The following is an 18,320-nucleotide window of genomic DNA, read 5'->3' as shown; positions in this document are numbered from 1 at the left end:
GCCTTCGGGGCGGCGGCCGTTGTCAGCGAACCTTCAGCAAGCTCCCGGCTCCGGCGCAGGCTGGTGTGCCAGGGTCACCGCCTGTGAAGGTGTCCCCCAGGCGCAGAGCGCCGACGACCACTACCAGCCGCAGGACGCTGGTGACCAACGGAGCGCTGGTGGTGCTCCTCCTGGGCGGTGCCGCGTTCGCCTACGCCCAGCTCGGCACGGACGAGGCGGCCGGCGAGACGGCCCTGCGGACCGCGACGGCCGGCCGGGGCAGCGTGACCGCCTCGGTGACCGCGTCGGGCTCCGTGGAGAGCGCCAAGAGCAGGGCGCTGACGTTCGGCACGAGCGGCACGGTCGAGCGCGTCAACGTCAAGGCCGGCGACAAGGTGAGCAAGGGCGACATCCTCGCCGAGGTGGACGACGCCGCCGCGCGGGAGACCCTGTCGGCCGCCGAGGCCACGCTGGCCTCCGCCACCGAGGACGGAACCTCGACCGCGCAGCTCTACGCCGCCTACGTCAAGGCGCGCAACGCCTACCGCGAGGCGAGCCGCACGGTCGCGGGCACCGTGATCCGGGCGCCGTTCGCCGGCACGGTCACCGCCGTGAACGGCAGCGTCGGCGGCTCCTCCTCCGGCTCCGGCTCGTCCTCGGGCTCAGGGCAGACCCAGTCCGGCCAGCCGGGCGCGAACAGCTCGTCCGCCTCGTCCGCCTCGTCCGGCTCGTCCGGTACGTCGGGCTTCATCGAGGTGGCCGACACCCGCAAGCTCCAGCTCGTCGGCTCGTTCACCGAGTCGGACGCCGGCAAGCTGAAGGTCGGCCAGAGCGCCACCGTCACCTTCGACGCGCTGCCCGGCGTCACCGCCACCGGCAAGGTGAGCCAGATCCAGCCGGTCGCCGCCACCAGCAACAACGTCGTCCAGTACCCGGTGACGATCACGTTCGGCAGCGTGCCCGCGCAGGTCCGGCTCGGCCAGACCGCCACCGTCGAGGTCGTCGTGGGCACCGCCGAGAACGCCGTCACCGTCCCCACCGCCGCCATCTCCACCAGCGGCGGCCAGAGCACGGTCACGCTGCTGAGGAACGGCGGCCAGGTCAGGACCCCGGTCCAGGTGGGGGTGCGCGGCACCGCCACCTCGGAGATCACCTCCGGCGTGTCCGAGGGCGACGTGCTCGTCCTGCCCTCCGTCAGCACCGGCACCGGGACGGGCACGGGCAACGGCCAGCAGCGCGGCTTCGGCGGCGGCTTCCCCGGCGGCGGCGGCGTGCCCGGAGGCGGGCGGTGACCGCTCCCGTCCTGCGCGTGCGGGACCTGGTCAAGGAGTACGGCGAGGGCGACGCCCGGGTCCGCGCGCTGCGCGGCGTCGACCTCGACGTCGACAAGGGCGACTACGTCGCCATCATGGGCGCCTCCGGCTCCGGCAAGTCCACCCTCATGAACATCCTCGGCTGCCTCGACGTCCCCACCTCCGGCAGCTACCGGATCGACGGCGCCGACGTGGGACTGCTCGACGAGCACCAGCTCGCCCTGCTGCGCAACCGCAGGGTCGGCTTCGTCTTCCAGTCGTTCAACCTGATCCCGCGGATGAGCGCGCTGGCGAACGTGGAGCTGCCACTCGTGTACGGCGGCGTCGGCCAGGCCGAGCGCCGCGCCCGCGCGCTCGCCGCGCTGGAGCAGGTGGGCCTGTCCGACCGGATCCACCACGAGCCCAACCAGCTCTCCGGCGGCCAGCAGCAGCGCGTCGCCGTCGCCCGCGCCCTCGTCACCGCGCCGGCCCTGCTGCTGGCGGACGAGCCCACCGGCAACCTCGACACCGCCTCCACCCGCGACGTGCTCGACATCCTCGACCGGCTCAGCCAGTCGGGCCGCACGATCGTGGTCATCACCCACGAGGACGACGTCGCCGCGCACGCCAAGCGGGTCATCCGGCTCGTGGACGGCGAGGTCGTGGAGGACCGCAGGCAGGCGCCGGTCGACGGCCCGCCGCCGAGGCTCGCGGAGGCCGCCCGGTGAACCGGCTGGAGATCGTCCGCTTCGCGCTGCGCGGCCTGCTGGCCAACAAGATGCGCAGCGCCCTGACCACGCTGGGCATCCTCATCGGCGTCGCCGCGGTCATCCTGCTCGTGGCCGTCGGCGAGGGCTCGTCCCAGAGCATCCAGCAGAACATCCAGCGGCTCGGCGCCAACACCCTCACCATCTCGCCGTCCTTCACCGGCGGAGGCTCGGGCGGCGGCCGGGGCGCCCCGGGCGGCGGAGGCCAGAACACCGGCCCCCGCACGCAGGCCAGGCAGCTCACCCTGGCCGACGCCGAGGCCCTGACCGACAAGGCGGCCGCCCCGTCGGTCGCGACCGTCTCGCCCGTCGTGACCGCCGGCTCGGCCACCGCCACCTACGAGGCCGCCAGCCACACCGTCTCGCAGCTCGTCGGCACCTACCCGAGCTACTTCGAGGCCATGAACAAGCAGGTGGAGCGGGGCACGTACTTCTTCAACGACGACGTGCTCGCCGCCCGCAAGGTCATGGTGCTGGGCACGACCGTGGCCGAGGAGCTGTTCGGCGACCTCGACCCGGTCGGCCGGCAGGTGAGCGTGTCCGGCGTGCCGTTCACGGTCGTCGGCGTGCTCAAGGAGAGCGGCTCCAGCGGCATGCAGGACGCCGACGACGTGGCCATCGCGCCGCTGCCCGCCGTCCAGCAGAGCCTGACCGGGTTCGGGTCGCTCGGCTCGATCGTCGTCCGGGCCACCGGGGCGTCCGCCACCGAGACGGCGCAGGCCGAGGTCACGGCGCTGCTCAACCAGCGGCACGGCATCACCGGCACGGCCGCCGCCGACTACCGCATCCTCAACCAGGCCACCCTCCAGGAGACCGTCAGCGCGGCGACCGGCACCTTCACGGTGCTGCTCGGCGCGGTCGCGGCGATCTCCCTGCTGGTCGGCGGCATCGGCATCACCAACATCATGCTCGTCACCGTCACCGAGCGGACCAGGGAGATCGGCATCCGCAAGGCCATCGGCGCGCCCCGCGGCGCGATCCTCGGCCAGTTCCTGATGGAGGCCACGCTGCTGAGCCTCGTCGGCGGGCTGTCCGGGGTGCTCGTGGCCTTCGCCGGTACCCGGTTCACCATCGCCGGCATCGAGCCGGTGCTCGTCCCGTCGTCCGTCGTGCTGGCCCTCGGCGTGTCGGTCGGCATCGGGCTGTTCTTCGGCAGCTATCCCGCCAACCGGGCCGCCAAGCTGAGGCCGATCCAGGCCCTGCGCCACGAGTGACGCGTCCCCCATCCCCGTATCCCCCTAGGAGACTGACATGGCCGAGCGCGACAGCTCGCTCGACTCCTCGCCGTTCCGCGACGACCTGCGCGAGGAGCTGGCCGTCCAGCCGCGCCGGGCGCCGTCCAAGCTCACGCTCGCGCTCGGGGCCGGCGTGGTGCTGGTGGCCGGCGTCCTGGTCGGCATCCAGGCGCACAAGACGCTGGGCGGCGACGCCGTGCCGGCCGCCGCCGGCCGGCAGGCGGGCGCCGGGCCCCAGGGGTACGGCCAGCGCGGCAACGGCATGCCCCAGGGGTACGGCACGCAGCCCGGTTACGGCGGTCAGCCCGGCGGTCAGCCCGGCATGGGCCGCATGGGAGGCGGCGGGACGGTGGGCACCGTCGAGAAGGTGGCGGACGGCAAGGTATACCTGAAGGCCATGGACGGCTCCACCGTCACCGTCACGACCACCGGCTCGACCGCGGTGCAGATCTCCAAGCCCGCCAAGGTGTCCGACCTGGCCACCGGCACCACCGTCGTGGTGCGCGGGGAGAAGGCCGCCGACGGCTCGGTGTCGGCCGTGTCGATCACCCAGGGAGGCGGCGGCCGATGAGCGTCCCCGAGGCCAGGCTGCTGGTCGTCGACGACGAGCCCAACATCAGGGAGCTGTTCTCGGCGAGCCTGCGCATGGCCGGCTTCGAGGTGTTCACCGCCGCCGACGGCAAGAGCGCGCTGCGGGTGGCCGAGGAGCGCGCGCCCGACCTCGTCATGCTCGACGTGATGCTGCCCGACCTCGACGGCCTGACCGTCGCCACCCGGCTGCGCTCGCGCGGCCGGCGCGTCCCGGTGCTGTTCGTCACCGCCAAGGACACCCCCGAGGACCGGCTGGCGGGGCTGGGGCTCGGCGAGGACTACGTCACCAAGCCGTTCAGCCTGGAGGAGGTCATCGCCCGCATCCGCGCCGTGCTGCGCCGCACCCGGCGCGGCGCGCCCCTGCCCAACCGGCTGCGCTCCGGCGACCTGGAGCTCGACGTGGAGACGCACGAGGTGTGGCGCAACGGGCTGCCGGTGCGGCTGTCGCCCACCGAGTTCCGGCTGCTGCGTTACTTCATGCTCAACACCGGCCGGGTGCTGTCCAAGACCCAGATCCTCGACCACGTCTGGAACGGCGACTGGCGCACCGACGTCGGCCTCGTCGAGTCGTACGTCTCCTACCTGCGGCGCAAGCTCGACACGGGCGAGCGCCGGCACCTGCACACCCTGCGCGGCGTCGGCTACATCCTGCGCCCGCCGAAGGACTGACCCGGAGGGAATGAGCGTGGGGCGCGGGAGTGAGGCCGTCCACGGCGTGCGGCGCCGCCTGGCGCGCACCCCGCTGTGGCTGCGCCTGGTGTCCGCGACGCTGCTGATGGTCACGCTGGCCATCGCGCTGACCGGGCTGTTCGCCGTCCGGCTGCTGCGCGGCTACCTCGTGGAGCGGGTCGACCAGCAGCTCCACTCCGCCAGCCGCCCGGCGCGCATGCCGCCGCCCCCCGACCCCACCGCCGGTCCGCGGTCGCCGGAGCGCTTCTACGGCCTGTTCCACGGCGTGCTCGTCGACGCGGGCGGCACCGTGATCCGCAGGTTCTCCGAGTCCACCGACGACTACACCCCGAACCTGCCCCGCCTGACCAGCGCCGAGGTCGCCCGCCGCGCCGGCCGTCCCTTCACCGTCGAGTCGCTGCCCGCCGACGGGCCGCTGTGGCGGGTGATCGCCGTGCCCGCCCGCGACGGCGACAGCCGCGTCGTCGCGATCAACCTCGGCGACGTGGACGGCACCGTCTCGCAGCTGATGCTCATCGTCGTCGTGGGCGGCGGCGGCACGCTGGTCGTGCTGGGGATCGCCTGCTACTGGGTCGTACGGCGGAGCCTGCGCCCCCTCGGCGAGATCGCCCGCACCGCCCGCGACATCGCCGGCGGCGACCTGTCGCGCCGGGTGCCGCTGTGGGCCGCCACCACCGAGGTCGGCAAGCTCGGCCGGGCGCTCAACGGCATGCTCGGCCGGATCGAGGTGGCGGTGCGGGAGCGGGAGGCGGCGGCCGAGGAGGCCCGCCGCTCGGCCACGGCCGCCCGGCGGTCGGAGGAGGTCATGCGCAGGTTCATGGCCGACGCCTCCCACGAGCTGCGCACCCCCCTCACCTCCATCAGGGGCTTCGCCGAGCTGTACCGGCTGGGTGAGGAGCGGAGCCTGGACGAGGCGGTGCGGCTGCTCGGCCGCATCGAGGGGCAGGCCGCCCGCATGGGGCTGCTCGTGGAGGACATGCTGCTGCTGGCCCGGCTCGACCAGCGGCGCGCCCTCGACCGGCGCCCCGTGGACCTGCTGAGCCTGGCCGCGACCGCCGTCATCGACGCGCAGACGCTCGCCCCCGACCGGGTCATCGAGCTCGTCCGGCTCGACGGGGGAGAGGGGCCCGTGCCGGTGGTCGGCGACGAGCCGCGCCTGGGCCAGGTGCTGGGCAACCTCATCGGCAACGCGCTCACCCACACGCCGCCCGGCACGCCGTTCCGCGTCGGGGTCGGCGTGTCCGGCGACCGGGTGGAGCTGGAGGTGGCCGACGAGGGGCCGGGGTTCCCGCAGGAGATCGCGGAGCTGGTGTTCGAGCGGTTCTACCGGGCCGACCCGGCGCGCGGCGCCGGCGGGGCCGGGCTGGGCCTGTCGATCGCGGCCACGCTCGTGGAGGCGCACGGGGGCGCGATCACCGCCTCGTCGCAGCAGGGGAAGGGCGCGGTCTTCCGCGTCGTCCTGCCCGCCGCCGAGCCGGGCTCCTACCCCAGCGCGTAGCCGTACAGGCCGGTGCCCTCGCCCAGCTCCCGCGCCCGGCCGGGCCGCACCCCCGGGTACGGGCCCGGCTTGCGCGCGCCCGGCACGAGCCACACCGCGCCCTTGTCCGGCTCGGCCACCACCAGCCCGTCAGCCGGTCCTCCGGGCGCCTTCCCCGCCGCCGTGACGGACAGGGCCGAGACGTGCTCGCCGCGCGCGGCCGGCAGCACGGCCGGGACCGCGCCGCGCCCCTTGACCAGCACGTCCCCGTGGCGGGTCAGGCCGCCCGCCGGGTCGGAGGCCAGCACCTGCACCGCGTTCTCGCCCGGCACCCCCACCGCCAGCTCGTCGTCGCCGTCGCCGTTGAAGTCCCCGGCCGCCAGCGCCGCCCCGAACCGGTCGTAGTAGCGCGGCTCGCCTCGCAGCAGCCGCTGCGTCCACATCTCGCTCCGGGCACCCCGCAGCCCGGAGCGGCCCCCGTAGAGCACGTGCACGGCCCCGTCGCCGTAGTCCATCGCCCGCTGGTTGGCGCTCAGCCCCTCGCCGGGCACCCCGACGGCCAGGTCGTCGTCTCCGTCGCCGTCGAAGTCGCCGGAGGTCAGCGCCGCGCCGAACGCGTCCCACTTCTCCGCCGAGCCCTTGATCCCCGGGCTGCTCTGCGTCAGGCCCAGGGCCCGGCCGCGCGCGACGTCGAGCACGGTCACCGAGCCCTGGCCGTCCCGGGTGACGCTGTCGGCGGGCGCGCCCACGGCCAGCTCGTCGCGGCCGTCGCCGTCGAAGTCGCCCGTCGCGAGCGCCCCGCCCCACTGGTCGGTGACGTTCGCGGCCTGCCGCACCCAGCGGGTGCGCTGCGTGATCTCGTACGGGCCGCGCCCCTTCATCCAGTAGACGACCACCGCGCCGCCCCGCCCCCGGGTGGGCGCGCCCACCGCCAGCTCGTCGCGGCCGTCGCCGTCCAGGTCGCCCGCCGCCAGCGTGGCGCCGAACCGGTCGCTGGACGGCTTGCGCAGCACCAGCCGCTCGCCCGCGCGCAGCCCCTCCGGTGAGCCGTGGAAGACCTGGACCGCGCCGTTGCCGTCACCGCCCGGCACCCGCTCGCCCGTGAACTCCTCCGACACCCCCACCGCCAGGTCGGCGCACCGGTCGCCGTCGAAGTCCCCGGTGGCCAGCGCCGAGCCGAACGAGTCACCCGGCTCCGCGTCGTCCTGGACGAGCCGCACCTTCCGCCCGTCGCCGTACAGGACGGTCACGGAGCCGGCGCGCCGGTCGTCGTACGGCGCCGCCACGGCGAGGTCGGGACGGCCGTCGCCGTCGAAGTCGGAGGCCCCGCCGCCGCACGACCGCGCGGCGGCGGCCGTACCGGCAGCGACCCTGCCGGAGGCGACCGTACCCGCCCCGGCGTGAGCCGGGCCGGAGGCGAGAGGGAGGAGCAGACATGCGGCGAGCAGCGCTTTCATGTCTCCAGTGATGACTCCCCGGAAGGAACCGGGCCTGAACGGCACGGGAACGCGCCAAGAGGTCCGGATGCACATCGACCCCCGCGAACAGGAAGCCCGGCCGGCACGACGATCCCATCACGGGCCGGCCCGGGACCGTGCCAGGATAGGCGCGTGGCTATCGACGTGGCGGACATCGATCTCGCGGACCTGGGCTTCTGGCGCAAGCCCCCCAAGGAGCGCAACGAGGCGTTCGCCCGGCTCCGGCAGCTGGAGCACCCGGTGTTCTTCGAGGAGAAGCGGGTGCCGCTCCTGCGCTCCGGCAAGGGCTTCTACGCCCTGGTCCGCCACGCCGACGTGGTGGAGGCCAGCCGCAACGCCAAGGTGTTCTCCAGCGAGCCGGCCGTCACCAACCCCGAGCCGCCCGGCTGGGTGAAGCAGGTGTTCGGCGAGTCGATGGTCAACATGGACGACCCCCGCCACGCCCGCCTGCGGCGCATCGTCACCCGCTCCTTCAGTCCGCGCATGCTGGCCGGTCTGCAGGGCGACATCGAGGCGGCCTGCGCGCGGATCGTCGACGACGTGGTCGAGGACGGGCCCGGTGACTTCGTCCACCAGGTCGCCGCCCGGCTGCCCATCCACGTCATCTGCGACATGCTCGACATTCCGCAGGAGCTGCGCGAGAAGGTCCACGAGCACGTCGACGTCTCCACGGCCTACACCGGCGTGCGCCCCAGCCTGGCCCGCAGCATCCAGCTCGCCGGCCAGAACATGCTGGCCCTGCTCGCCCTGCAGCGCATGGTGATCAAGCTCGGTCACGAGCGCGCCGCCGACCCCCAGGGCGACCTGATCTCGCTGCTGGTCACCGCCAACCCCGACGGCGAGAAGCTCACCGACAAGGAGCTGGGCTCGTTCTTCGCGCTGCTGCTGGTCGCCGGCAACGAGACCGCGCGCAACACGATGGCCCACGGCATCAAGCTGCTCACCGACAACCCCGCCCAGCGCGAGCTGCTGACGAGTGACTTCGACGGCCACATCAACGGCGCCATCGAGGAGATGGTCCGCTACGTCTCCCCGATCATGCAGTTCCGCCGCACGGTCACACAGGACTACTCGCTGCGCGGGCTGGAGCTGAAGCAGGGCGACAAGGTCGTGCTCTTCTACGGCTCCGCCAACCGCGACGAGAGCGTCTTCCCCGACCCCGACGCGTTCGACATCACCCGCGACACCAAGCCGCACGTCGGCTTCGGCGGGCCGGGGCCGCACTTCTGCCTCGGCGCCAACCTGGCCCGCCAGGAGATGCGCACGATGTTCCGCGAGCTGCTCACGCGGCTGCCGGGCATCCGCGCGGTCGGCGAGCCGGAGCTGCTGCTGTCCAACTTCGACAACAGCGTCCGCAGCCAGCCGTTCACGTTCTAGGGCCGCGGGGCGCCTCAGCGGTCGGCCCGCTCCGGGTCGAGCACGTTCGTCCTGATCGTGAGGAACGTGATGGCCGCGGAGACGAACATCATCACCGCGCTGACCATCATCGCGGTCCGGAAGCCCGCGTCGAACACCGCCGGCTGCTCGAACGCGTCGCCGACCAGGCCCACGAGCGGCGGCACCGCGGCCACCGCGAGCAGGCTGCCCGTGCGCGCCACCGCGTTGTTGACGCCGCTGGCCGTGCCCGCGTACCGCTCCTCGGCGGTGGCCAGCACGGTGGCCGTCAGCGGGGCCACCGCCGCCGACAGGCCGAGACCGAAGACGGCCACCGCCGGAAGGACCTGGAGCAGGTACGAGGAGCCGGTGGAGATCGTGCTCATCCACAGGAACCCGGCGCCCGCCACGACGATGCCCACCGTCATCGGCAGGCGCGGCCCGAACCTCTTGGCCACCTCCCCGGCCGGCGCCGACAGCAGCAGCATCAGCACGGTCGTCGGCAGCAGCGACAGGCCCGCCGCGATGGGCGAGAACCCGGACACCACCTGGAGCTGCACCACCAGCAGGAAGAACACCACGCCCATCGCCGCGTACATGATCAGCGTCACCACGTTGACCGCGGTGAACACCCGGTCGCGGAAGATCCCGACCGGCACCAGCGCGTCCGGTGAGCGCCGCCGCTCGACCAGCACGAACGCCACACCCAGCGCCACGCCGGCGATCAGCGGCGCGGGGGCGCTCAGGTCGATCAGCCCGTACGTGATGCCGGCCAGCGTCAGCGCCGCCAGCACCGCGCCCAGCACGTCGAAGCGGCCGGAGGCCTGCTCGTCCCTGCTCTCGGGCACGTGCCGCGCGGCGACCAGCACCACCAGCGCCGCGAACGGCAGGTTGATGAGGAACGCCCACCGCCAGCCCGCCCACTCCACCAGCCAGCCGCCGAGCAGCGGGCCCACGGCGGCGGCCACGCCGCCCAGCCCGGACCAGGCGCCCACCGCGCGCGGCCGGTCGGCCTTCACGAACGACGCCTGGATGATGGCCAGCGAGCCGGGCGTGAGCAGCGCCCCGCCCACGCCCTGCAGCGCCCGCGCGGCCACCAGGAACCCCACGTCGGGGGCCAGCCCGCACATCGCGGACGCGATCGCGAACCACACGGTGCCGATGACGAACACCTTGCGCCGGCCGAACCGGTCGCCCAGCGACCCGCCCAGCAGGATGAGGCCGGCCAGCGTGAGCGTGTAGGCGTTGACCGTCCACTGCAGGCCCGCCATGTCGGCGTCCAGCTCCTTGCCGAGGAAGGGCAGGGCGACGTTGACGATCGTGCTGTCGAGTAAGGTCAGGCCGGAGCCCAGGACCGTGGCGGCGAGGATCCACCGTCCCCGGGCGGACGCGAGCCGGATGTGGCCGTTCTCCATGGGCCCCATCCTGTCACCGCCCCGAGGTAGAGCTTGATCTCCCCCCGGCCCCCGCGGTCAGCTCCCGGCGCGGGCCCCCAGGGCGCGCAGCACGAAGTCCGACACCCGCTCCCCGGCCCGGTCCACGGTGTCGGCGCCGCTCACCAGGGGCACCCGCTCCGCGCCGATCACCGCCAGCACCATCCGCGCGGTCGCCGCCACGTCCGGCACCTCGAAGTCGCCCGACGCGGCGCCGCTCTCCAGGATCTCCGCCAGGATCCGCTGCATGGGGGCGACGTGCTCGGCCAGCCGCTGGTAGGCGTCGGGGCCGAGGGCGGCGCCGAGGTCGGCGGGGCCGGGATGCGGGTGGGCGACCAGGCCGGTGAGCTGGAGCCGCACGTAGGCGCGCAGCCGCTCGGCGGGGGTCGCCCCGTAGGGCAGCTCCCGCTCGTAGCTCTCGATGAAGTAGCTGGTGACCTGCTCGGTGAAGGCGAGCAGGAGCGCCGCCTTGTCGGGGTAGTAGTTGTAGAGCGCGGTCCTGGTGATGCCGGCCTCGTGCGCGACGTCGGTCATCGAGAGCGCGTCGATGCCCTGCTCGCGCGACAGGCGGGAGACCGCCTGGAGGATGCGCTCGCGCGTGCGGGCGCGGTGCTCGCCGATGGTCGCGGCGGAGATCCGGGGCATAGGGTCATGGTAGGCCGCGCGGCCGCGCAGGCCGAGGCGGAGCCCGGACCTGTGACGGCGCGGTGACCTAGGCCGCCGCGCGCACCGTGTGCAGCAGCTCGGCCAGCACCTCGGTGTTGAGCTGGTAGGCCAGCTTCACCTCGCGGACGACGCGCTGCCGCTCCTGCTCGTCGAGGCCCTCCCCGAACGCGTCCAGCCGGGAGCGGTACTCCTGCTTGAACCTCGGCAGGCTGCCCACCTCGTCGAACACGTAGAAGTCGACCCCGCCGCCCTTCGCGTACCCGTAGATGCGCTGGAGCTCCATCCGGATGAACTGCCCGCCCGACAGGTCGCCCATGTAGCGGGTGTAGTGGTGGGCGACGTACCCGCCGGGCCAGCCGGCCACCTGCTCGATCCGGGCCATCAGGGTCCGGGTGGACTTCGACGGGGTGATCCGGTCGCGCCATCCTTCGCCGTAGATCGTGGCGAGGTCGCGTTCCAGCGCCCGCTCGCGGTACAACTCAGGGAACACGAACCGTCCCGCCACCGGGTGGTCCGTCAGCTCGCGGGACACGCCGTCGAGCGCCGCGTACGCGAAGTGGTGCTGCGCGACCATCTCGCCGTACTCGGCGGCGCTGAGCCGGCCGCCCATGAGCTCCGTGAGGTAGCTCTCGCCCTCGGCCGCCTGATGGTCACCCCACGTGGCGTTCCTCAACGCTTCGGAGAACGACGTCACACCCACACCTCATCACGTACCGCAGTTTCATGACACAGTGTCACAAACCTGTGACCCTCCCGTCAAGCGGATGATGACACCGTGTCGCCAAAAATACCGGTCGCCCGCGCTCTCTTTTCTGCTGGGCAAGAATTCCGTTCCCCGGCACAACAGTATTTTCTATAAATGCGGATAAATGCCCCCTGCTGGGCTGCTCGCATGCGCGCCCCGACCGAGGAAGTGCCCTCTGACCAGTACGATTCCTGAAGCAAAATTGATCCGAGCTTGATTCACGAGTACCCGCACGGGGCGGTCTCGATGTTATGTACGCTTCCGTCGAGAGGCCCCGCGCGCTCTCGGAAGTGAACATGAATGTGCATCGTATTCACGTACGATGAATGGCCGTCATGCGGAGAGCGGCAACGCCCCGGCGTCAGTGGGCGAGGGGGACGGCGGCATCCTGTTGCACCAGGAGTCGTCCCCCTCGGCCCGTCGGCGCCCCGTCACACGCAACGAAGGCGACTCGACATGACTCAACACCAGTTCCCCATGTTCGTCACCCCCCATGAGGCGGGCGCCTCTCCGGCGGCGAACGGCTACTCAGCGTATCTGCTCGGCCACCGGAGCGCCGGCCGGACGTCCGCGCAGCACGCACCCGGCGAACCTCCCGCCGAAACCGCACCCGACGGCCCCGCGGAGGAGGGCGCCCCTCCGCCCGGCTGACCCGCGGTCGCACCGCAGGGGGACGCCGCCGAGGTCGCGCGCGCTCGGACAAGCCGAGGTCATGCGCGCTCCGACAGGAAGGCGCGCACGGCTTGCTCGTAGCGCGCCCGGTCGGTGTTCCAGGCCTCGGTGTGCTCTCCGTACGGGAACTCCTCCAGCCGGACGTCCCAGCCGAGCCGTGCGCCGGCGGCGGCCAGGTCACGTGACTCGCGCACCGGGTGCGCGGTGTCGCCCGTGGTGTGGAGGAGCAACAGCGGCGGCCGCACCACGGGCGGGTGCCGGATGAGGCTGATCCGGTCGAGATCCACGCCGGTGCGCCAGGCGATGACGCCGGCGGCGAGTGTCCCGAAGATCGCCGGCATGCCGTGGTTCTTCGCCCCCTGTTCACTGGTCATGGCGGCGTCGATCATGGGAGCGTCCAGGACCACCCGGTCCACCGTGCCCGCCAGCGCCGAGTTGGTCAGGAACTGGCCGATGATCGCACCCCCCATGGACGTCCCGTACAGGACGAAACGCCGCGCTCCCATGCCCCGCGCCGCGCGCATGGCCGCCTCCAGGTCACGCCACTCGCTGACCCCCTGGTGCAGCAGTCCGTCGGGGGAGCGGGGCGCGCCCTCGTCGTTGCGGTAGGTGATGACCAGGAACGGCAGGCCCAGCTCGCGCACGACCGGCAGCACCTTCAGCTCGGCCTTGCGCCTGCCGTTCTGCCCGTGCACCGCGACGGCCCAGGTGGTGCCGCGGCCGGGCACGTACCAGGCCGGGGCGGGGCCGAGGTCGGTGGGAACGGCGATCTCGGAGAAGTCCGCTCCCCAGGCGACCTCGGGGTTGCCGGGCGGGACGTTGCCGAACCAGCCGGGGGTGCCCGCTGAGGGGACCCGGCCGCGCAGCACTGTGCGCGTCACCCGGCCGTCCCGCCGCGTGCTGATCGGTCCGAGCATGGTGTACGCCCCGGTCCACTCCAGCCAGTAGATGCCCGGTTTGCGGGTCTCGGGCGTCTCGGTGAGGGTGACCGCGTCCGGCCGGGAGGCCAGCACCATCGTGTTGGCCTCGCCGTAGTGGACGACGCCGACCGCCTGCTCGCTGCCGTACCAGGCGCCGTAGCCCACCGCGGCCACCGCGGCGACCACGAGAGTCAGGACCACGACGAGCCCGCGCCTACGCCTTGACGCCATCGAGGACCCTCCTGACCGTTCTGCGGCACAGCGCGCGGAACTCCTCCTCCGGCAACCCGACGCGCCCGCCCAGGTGGAGCTGGACCAGGCCCTGGACCCCGGACGTGAGCGCCAGCGTCACCTCGAGCGGGTCGTCGTCGCGCAGTCGCCCGGCGCGCATGGCCTCTTCCACCAGCGCCACCAGGTGGGTGAAGGCGGGTGAGCGGCCGCCGGTGAAGTCGTCGGGAAAGCGCCTGGCGTGCTCCCTCCGCGCGGTCATCAGGTACGTGTACAGATGCGGGGTGCCGAGGGCGAAGTCCAGGAAGTCCTCCAGCAGCCCGAAGAGCCGGCTCTCCCAGTCGCCGCCCGCCCCCCGCAGGCCCCAGCCCGTCTCCAGGCTCCGGAAGGCGCGGTCCACCACGACGTCCAGCAGCGCCTGGCGGTTCGGATAGTGCTTGTAGATCGCCATGGCGGTGACGCCCGCCGCGTCGGCGACCCGTCGCATGGTCACGGCCTCGGGGCCTTCACGCACCAGGATGTCGTGCGCCACCTCGGCCAGGCGCTCTGATGTCGTCTTCACGGTATACACCGTAGACCAGATGGTCTACTGCGTATACCTCTGCGGGCGTCAAAGGTCTGGCTTACATGATTACGATCGCTCTGAGCGAACATCGGCAAGGAAGGGAACACTGGAGGGCTCCGATGAATTGAGTCTGTATAACTCAACCCTTGGGAGTTCGCATGAGTGAGAGCTTGACCCTCCCGGTCCTGCCGCTGGACGACGAGGTGGTCCTGCCGGGCATGGTGGTCCCGCTGGACCTGTCCGACTCCGAGGTGCGTGCGGCGATCGACGCGGCCGAGTCGTCGAGCCGCGCATCCGGACGCAACAAGCCGCGAGTCCTCCTCGTTCCCCGCATCGACGGCCGTTACGGCGCCGTCGGCGTGCAGGCCGTGGTGGAGCAGGTCGGCAGGCTGCCCGGAGGCGAGCCCGCCGCCGTGGTGCGCGGCGTGGACCGGGTGCGCGTCGGCACCGGCACCACCGGGCCCGGCGCCGCGTTGTGGGTGGAGGCCATCACGGTCGACGCCGTCCCCGTCAGTGAGCGCGCCGAGGAGCTGGCCAAGGAGTACAAGGCCCTGGCCACCACCATCCTGCAGAAGCGCGGCGCGTGGCAGGTCGTCGACCAGGTGAACCAGATCGACGACCCGTCGGTGCTGGCCGACAGCTCCGGCTACACCCCCTGGCTGACCACGGCCCAGAAGGTCGAGCTGCTCGAAGCGGCCGACCCGGCCGACCGGCTGGCCAGGCTGGTCGAGTGGTCCCGCGAGCACCTCGCCGAGCTCGACGTCGCCGAGACGATCCGCAAGGACGTCCAGGAGGGCATGGAGAAGCAGCAGCGGGAGTTCCTGCTGCGCCAGCAGCTCGCCGCCGTCCGCAAGGAGCTCAAGGAGCTCAACGGCGACACCTCCGAGAGCGAGGAGGAGGACTACCGGGCCCGCGTCGAGGCGGCCGACCTGCCGGAGAAGGTGCGCGAGGCCGCGCTGAAGGAGGTCGACAAGCTGGAGCGGACCTCCGACCAGTCCCCGGAGACCGGCTGGATCCGCACCTGGCTCGACACCGTCCTCGACATCCCGTGGAACGACCGGACCGAGGACAACTACGACATCACCGGCGCGCGGGCCGTGCTCGACTCCGACCACACCGGCCTCGCCGACGTCAAGGACCGCATCATCGAGCACCTGGCCGTGCGCAAGCGCCGCCAGGACAAGGGCCTCGGTGTCGTCGGCGGCCGGCGCAGCGGAGCCGTCCTCGCCCTGGCCGGCCCTCCCGGAGTGGGCAAGACCTCGCTCGGCGAGTCCGTGGCCCGCGCGATGGGCCGCAAGTTCGTCCGCGTCGCCCTCGGCGGCGTGCGCGACGAGGCGGAGATCCGGGGCCACCGGCGCACGTACGTCGGCGCGCTGCCCGGCCGCATCGTCCGCGCCATCCGCGAGGCCGGCTCCATGAACCCGGTCGTCCTGCTCGACGAGGTGGACAAGGTCGGCGCCGACTACCGCGGCGACCCGACGGCCGCCCTGCTGGAGGTGCTGGACCCGGCGCAGAACCACACGTTCCGCGACCACTACCTCGAGGTCGAGCTGGACCTGAGCGACGTGCTCTTCCTCGCCACGGCCAACGTCCTGGAGGCCATCCCCGGGCCGCTGCTCGACCGCATGGAGGTCGTCACCCTCGACGGCTACACCGAGGACGAGAAGGTCGCCATCGCCCGCGACCACCTGCTGCCCCGGCAGCTGGAGCTGGCCGGGCTGACGGCCGAGGAGGTCACGGTCGAGGACGCGGCGCTGCGCAGGCTGGCGGCGGAGTACACCCGTGAGGCCGGCGTCCGCTCCCTGGAGCGGTCGGTCGCCCGCATCCTGCGCAAGGTGGCCGCCAACGGCGAGCTGCCGGTCACGGTCGGCGCCGACGACCTGGTCGGCTACATCGGGCGGCCGCGGTTCGTGCCCGAGTCGTCGCTGCCCGAGTCCAAGCAGCGCACCTCGGTGCCGGGCGTGGCGACGGGCCTGGCCGTCACGGGCGCCGGCGGCGACGTCCTGTACGTCGAGGCGTCGCTGGCCGACCCCGAGACCGGCGAGACCGGCCTCACGCTGACCGGCCAGCTCGGCGACGTGATGAAGGAGTCGGCCAGGATCGCTTTGTCCTACCTCCGCTCGCACGGCGCGGAGCTGGAGCTGCCGGTGACCGCGCTGAAGGACCGCTCGGTCCACGTCCACTTCCCGGCGGGCGCGGTGCCGAAGGACGGTCCCTCGGCGGGCGTCACGCTCACCACGGCGCTGGCCTCGCTGCTGTCGGGCCGCCAGGTCCGTGGCGACGTGGCCATGACCGGCGAGATCTCGCTCACCGGGCGGGTCCTGCCGATCGGCGGCGTCAAGCAGAAGCTGCTCGCGGCGCACCGGGCGGGCATCACCACGGTGCTCATCCCGGCCCGCAACGAGCCCGACCTGGACGACGTGCCCCAGGAGGTGCGCGACGAGCTGACCATCCACACGGTCAGTGACGTGCGCGAGGTGCTGGACATCGCCCTCAACCCGGCCAAGGTCGTCTCCACGGCCGCGGCCTGACCCGCCGTCCATGAGACGCGTCCGCCGCCACCTGGACGGCGGCGGACGCGGAGCCCGCCCGCCGCTCCCTCACGGGACGGCGGGCGGCCGCGCGCCTCGGCGCGGCACCGTCGCGCCGCGCCCGCGGAATAAGCGGTTGCACCGGCCGGGGCCACGCTGGCACGATCCGGCGATGCCCGCCTTCACCGCGTACGACGGAACCCCTCTCGCCTACCACGCGCTCGGAGAGGGCGACCCGCTGGTCTGCCTGCCGGGCGGTCCGATGCAGGACTCCGTATACCTCGGCGACCTCGGCGGCCTGACGGCGCACCGCCGGCTGATCATGGTGGACCCCCGGGGGACCGGCCGGTCCGCGACCCCCGAGGACGCCGCCTCCTACCGCTGCGACCGGCTCGTGGACGACGTCGAGGCCCTGCGCGAGCACCTCGGCCTCGACCGGATCGACCTGCTCGCCCACTGCGCCGGCGCGAACCTCGCGACGCTGTACGCGGCACGGCACCCCGAGCGCGTCGGCAGGCTCGCCCTGATCACCCCGAGCACCCGGGCCGTCGGTCTCGACGCCACCGGCGAGGCCCGGATGGCGACCGCGCGGCTACGGAAGGACGAGCCGTGGTTCGGGCCGGCCTTCGCGGCCCTGGAGGCGATCGTGGCCGGCCGGATGACCGGCGACAACTGGAAGGCCATCGACCCCTTCTACTACGGCCGGTGGGACGCGGCGGCCCAGGCCCACAACGCGGCCCAGGACGGGCGCCGGAACGACGAGGCAGCCGCCGCCTTCGGCGCCGAGGGCGTCTTCGACCCGGACGCCACCCGGGCGGCACTCGCCTCGTACGGCGCGCCGGTGCTGGTCCTCGCCGGAGAGGTGGACCTGAACTCGATCCCGGGCGTCGTGGCCGAGTTCGCCGGGCTCTGGCCGAAGGCCGAGTTCACCGTCCAGCCGGGGGCCGGCCACTTCCCGTGGCTCGACGACCCCGGCCGCTTCGTGACGACGACCGCGGCCTTCCTGGCCTGACCGCGCCGCTTCCACGCCGTTTCCGCGCCGTTTCCGCGGTGTTGCCGCGCCGTTGTCGCGGTGAGGCCGTGGAACAGCGGCCTTCTGCGCTGATGGTCGCTTTGGTGGTGGTGGCCGCTTTTGCGGTGAGGGTCAGGGGCCGTGGCGTGACGACGCTCCGCCGGGGCGGTCGTCGAGGAGCCGTTCGATCAGGTCGGCCGCCACTCCCAGGACGCGGCACTCCTCCGGTGTGAGCGCGCGGGACATGGCCTCGGCCAGGCGCGCGTCGGACCCCTTCACCTGATCGGCGAGCACTTCCGCGCCCTTGTCGGTCAGCACGAGGAGATGGCGCCTGCGGTCGTCCTCGTCGCGGGAGCGGCGGATGAGGCCGCCCTCCTCCAGGGACGCGAGCGCCCGCGTGATCGACTGCGGTTGCAGAAGCTCGGCCGCCGCCAGCTCGCCCGCCGTCATCGCGCCGCGCCGGCGCAGGTGCCCCAGCAGCGACAGCCCCAGCCTGCCCGGCGCCTCGGCGGTGCGCTCGTCGCGCAGCCGCCTGGCGAGCCCGACGGCGGCCCGCCGCAGCGAGGCGGCCGTCGCCCGCAACTCTCCCTGTTCCACAATTACTACGCTATCACTTACTGAATGTTCCCGTATCTGCCGGGAACTGCCCTCATATTGATACGCTC

The 18,320-nt window shown here is 73.0% G+C and carries 16 protein-coding genes; 9 read left to right on the top strand and 7 right to left on the bottom strand.

Translation table 11 applies throughout. The features are described from left to right. The first annotated feature begins 140 nt into the window (after positions 1-140). Genes ABZS51_RS24290 through ABZS51_RS24265 form a run of 6 tightly spaced genes read left to right on the top strand, consistent with a single transcriptional unit; the run spans position 141 to position 6,052 of the window. Entirely contained in the window at positions 141-1,271 is a 1,131-nt protein-coding gene (locus ABZS51_RS24290; RefSeq protein ID WP_310714095.1) for an efflux RND transporter periplasmic adaptor subunit, read from the top strand. After that, complete coding sequence (locus ABZS51_RS24285; RefSeq protein WP_310714097.1) at positions 1,268-1,999, top strand: ABC transporter ATP-binding protein; 732 nt, start codon at positions 1,268-1,270, stop codon at positions 1,997-1,999. Before ABZS51_RS24290 ends, ABZS51_RS24285 begins: the two co-directional genes overlap by 4 nt. Continuing rightward, positions 1,996-3,252, top strand: coding sequence for an ABC transporter permease (locus ABZS51_RS24280; RefSeq protein WP_355445059.1), 1,257 nt, complete (start codon positions 1,996-1,998; stop codon positions 3,250-3,252). Before ABZS51_RS24285 ends, ABZS51_RS24280 begins: the two co-directional genes overlap by 4 nt. A 37-nt stretch (positions 3,253-3,289) precedes the next feature. Next, a complete protein-coding gene (locus ABZS51_RS24275) occupies positions 3,290-3,844 on the top strand; it encodes a hypothetical protein (RefSeq protein WP_355445056.1) in 555 nt (184 codons plus the stop codon). Next, positions 3,841-4,533, top strand: coding sequence for a response regulator transcription factor (locus ABZS51_RS24270; RefSeq protein WP_310714105.1), 693 nt, complete (start codon positions 3,841-3,843; stop codon positions 4,531-4,533). Before ABZS51_RS24275 ends, ABZS51_RS24270 begins: the two co-directional genes overlap by 4 nt. A gap of 16 nt (positions 4,534-4,549) precedes the next feature. Then, positions 4,550-6,052 (top strand): HAMP domain-containing sensor histidine kinase, encoded by a 1,503-nt coding sequence (locus ABZS51_RS24265; RefSeq protein ID WP_355445053.1) that lies wholly within the window; start codon positions 4,550-4,552, stop codon positions 6,050-6,052. Here ABZS51_RS24265 and ABZS51_RS24260 read toward each other — a convergent pair. Next, a complete protein-coding gene (locus ABZS51_RS24260; protein ID WP_355445050.1) occupies positions 6,037-7,488 on the bottom strand; it encodes an FG-GAP-like repeat-containing protein in 1,452 nt (483 codons plus the stop codon). The genes ABZS51_RS24265 and ABZS51_RS24260 overlap by 16 nt on opposite strands. 153 nt (positions 7,489-7,641) lie before the next feature. On the opposite strand from ABZS51_RS24260, the gene ABZS51_RS24255 reads away from it, so the two are divergent. Continuing rightward, positions 7,642-8,886: a cytochrome P450 gene (locus tag ABZS51_RS24255; RefSeq protein WP_355445047.1), complete on the top strand. Its 1,245-nt coding sequence runs from the start codon at positions 7,642-7,644 to the stop codon at positions 8,884-8,886. A gap of 14 nt (positions 8,887-8,900) precedes the next feature. Here the strand turns inward: ABZS51_RS24255 and ABZS51_RS24250 are convergent, their stop codons facing one another. From ABZS51_RS24250 to ABZS51_RS24230, 5 genes are all read right to left on the bottom strand, one after another. Further along, positions 8,901-10,298 carry an MFS transporter gene (locus ABZS51_RS24250; RefSeq protein ID WP_355445044.1) on the bottom strand — a complete coding sequence of 466 codons (1,398 nt, stop codon included), beginning with the start codon at positions 10,296-10,298 and terminating at the stop codon, positions 8,901-8,903. Between the two features lie 57 nt (positions 10,299-10,355). Next, positions 10,356-10,961, bottom strand: a complete 606-nt coding sequence (locus ABZS51_RS24245) for a TetR/AcrR family transcriptional regulator (RefSeq protein ID WP_355445041.1) — start codon at positions 10,959-10,961, stop codon at positions 10,356-10,358. Positions 10,962-11,028: 67 nt separating this feature from the next. Then, the gene (locus ABZS51_RS24240) at positions 11,029-11,682 is read right to left on the bottom strand and encodes a biliverdin-producing heme oxygenase (RefSeq protein ID WP_355445038.1); all 654 of its coding nucleotides are present in this window, start codon (positions 11,680-11,682) and stop codon (positions 11,029-11,031) included. A gap of 755 nt (positions 11,683-12,437) precedes the next feature. Continuing rightward, entirely contained in the window at positions 12,438-13,550 is a 1,113-nt protein-coding gene (locus ABZS51_RS24235) for a hypothetical protein (RefSeq protein WP_355445035.1), read from the bottom strand. After that, positions 13,534-14,109 (bottom strand): TetR/AcrR family transcriptional regulator, encoded by a 576-nt coding sequence (locus tag ABZS51_RS24230; RefSeq protein ID WP_355445032.1) that lies wholly within the window; start codon positions 14,107-14,109, stop codon positions 13,534-13,536. The genes ABZS51_RS24235 and ABZS51_RS24230 overlap by 17 nt, the downstream gene beginning before the upstream one ends. 161 nt (positions 14,110-14,270) lie before the next feature. On the opposite strand from ABZS51_RS24230, the gene lon reads away from it, so the two are divergent. Both lon and ABZS51_RS24220 read left to right on the top strand, forming a co-directional pair. After that, positions 14,271-16,643 (top strand): endopeptidase La, encoded by a 2,373-nt coding sequence (gene lon / locus ABZS51_RS24225; protein ID WP_310714126.1) that lies wholly within the window; start codon positions 14,271-14,273, stop codon positions 16,641-16,643. A 172-nt stretch (positions 16,644-16,815) separates the two neighbouring features. Further along, positions 16,816-17,655, top strand: a complete 840-nt coding sequence (locus ABZS51_RS24220) for an alpha/beta hydrolase (RefSeq protein ID WP_355445028.1) — start codon at positions 16,816-16,818, stop codon at positions 17,653-17,655. Between the two features lie 132 nt (positions 17,656-17,787). On the opposite strand, the gene ABZS51_RS24215 is transcribed toward ABZS51_RS24220, so the two are convergent. Continuing rightward, complete coding sequence (locus tag ABZS51_RS24215) at positions 17,788-18,252, bottom strand: MarR family transcriptional regulator (RefSeq protein WP_355445025.1); 465 nt, start codon at positions 18,250-18,252, stop codon at positions 17,788-17,790. Between the last annotated feature and the right edge of the window lie 68 nt (positions 18,253-18,320).

It is taken from the genome of Nonomuraea sp. NPDC005501 (assembly GCF_040605905.1).
Classification (GTDB): domain Bacteria; phylum Actinomycetota; class Actinomycetes; order Streptosporangiales; family Streptosporangiaceae; genus Nonomuraea.
This window is presented reverse-complemented; position numbering and strand designations above follow the sequence as displayed.

Bases quoted from the DNA above. Each gene is read 5' to 3' on its own strand.
- ABZS51_RS24275 (WP_355445056.1), top strand. From the start codon at position 3,290: ATGGCCGAGCGCGACAGCTCGCTCGACTCCTCGCCGTTCCGCGACGAC.
- ABZS51_RS24270 (WP_310714105.1), top strand. From the start codon at position 3,841: ATGAGCGTCCCCGAGGCCAGGCTGCTGGTCGTCGACGACGAGCCCAAC.
- ABZS51_RS24260 (WP_355445050.1), bottom strand. From the start codon at position 7,488: ATGAAAGCGCTGCTCGCCGCATGTCTGCTCCTCCCTCTCGCCTCCGGC.
- ABZS51_RS24250 (WP_355445044.1), bottom strand. From the start codon at position 10,298: ATGGAGAACGGCCACATCCGGCTCGCGTCCGCCCGGGGACGGTGGATC.
- ABZS51_RS24245 (WP_355445041.1), bottom strand. From the start codon at position 10,961: ATGCCCCGGATCTCCGCCGCGACCATCGGCGAGCACCGCGCCCGCACG.
- ABZS51_RS24235 (WP_355445035.1), bottom strand. From the start codon at position 13,550: ATGGCGTCAAGGCGTAGGCGCGGGCTCGTCGTGGTCCTGACTCTCGTG.
- lon (WP_310714126.1), top strand. From the start codon at position 14,271: ATGAGTGAGAGCTTGACCCTCCCGGTCCTGCCGCTGGACGACGAGGTG.
- ABZS51_RS24220 (WP_355445028.1), top strand. From the start codon at position 16,816: ATGCCCGCCTTCACCGCGTACGACGGAACCCCTCTCGCCTACCACGCG.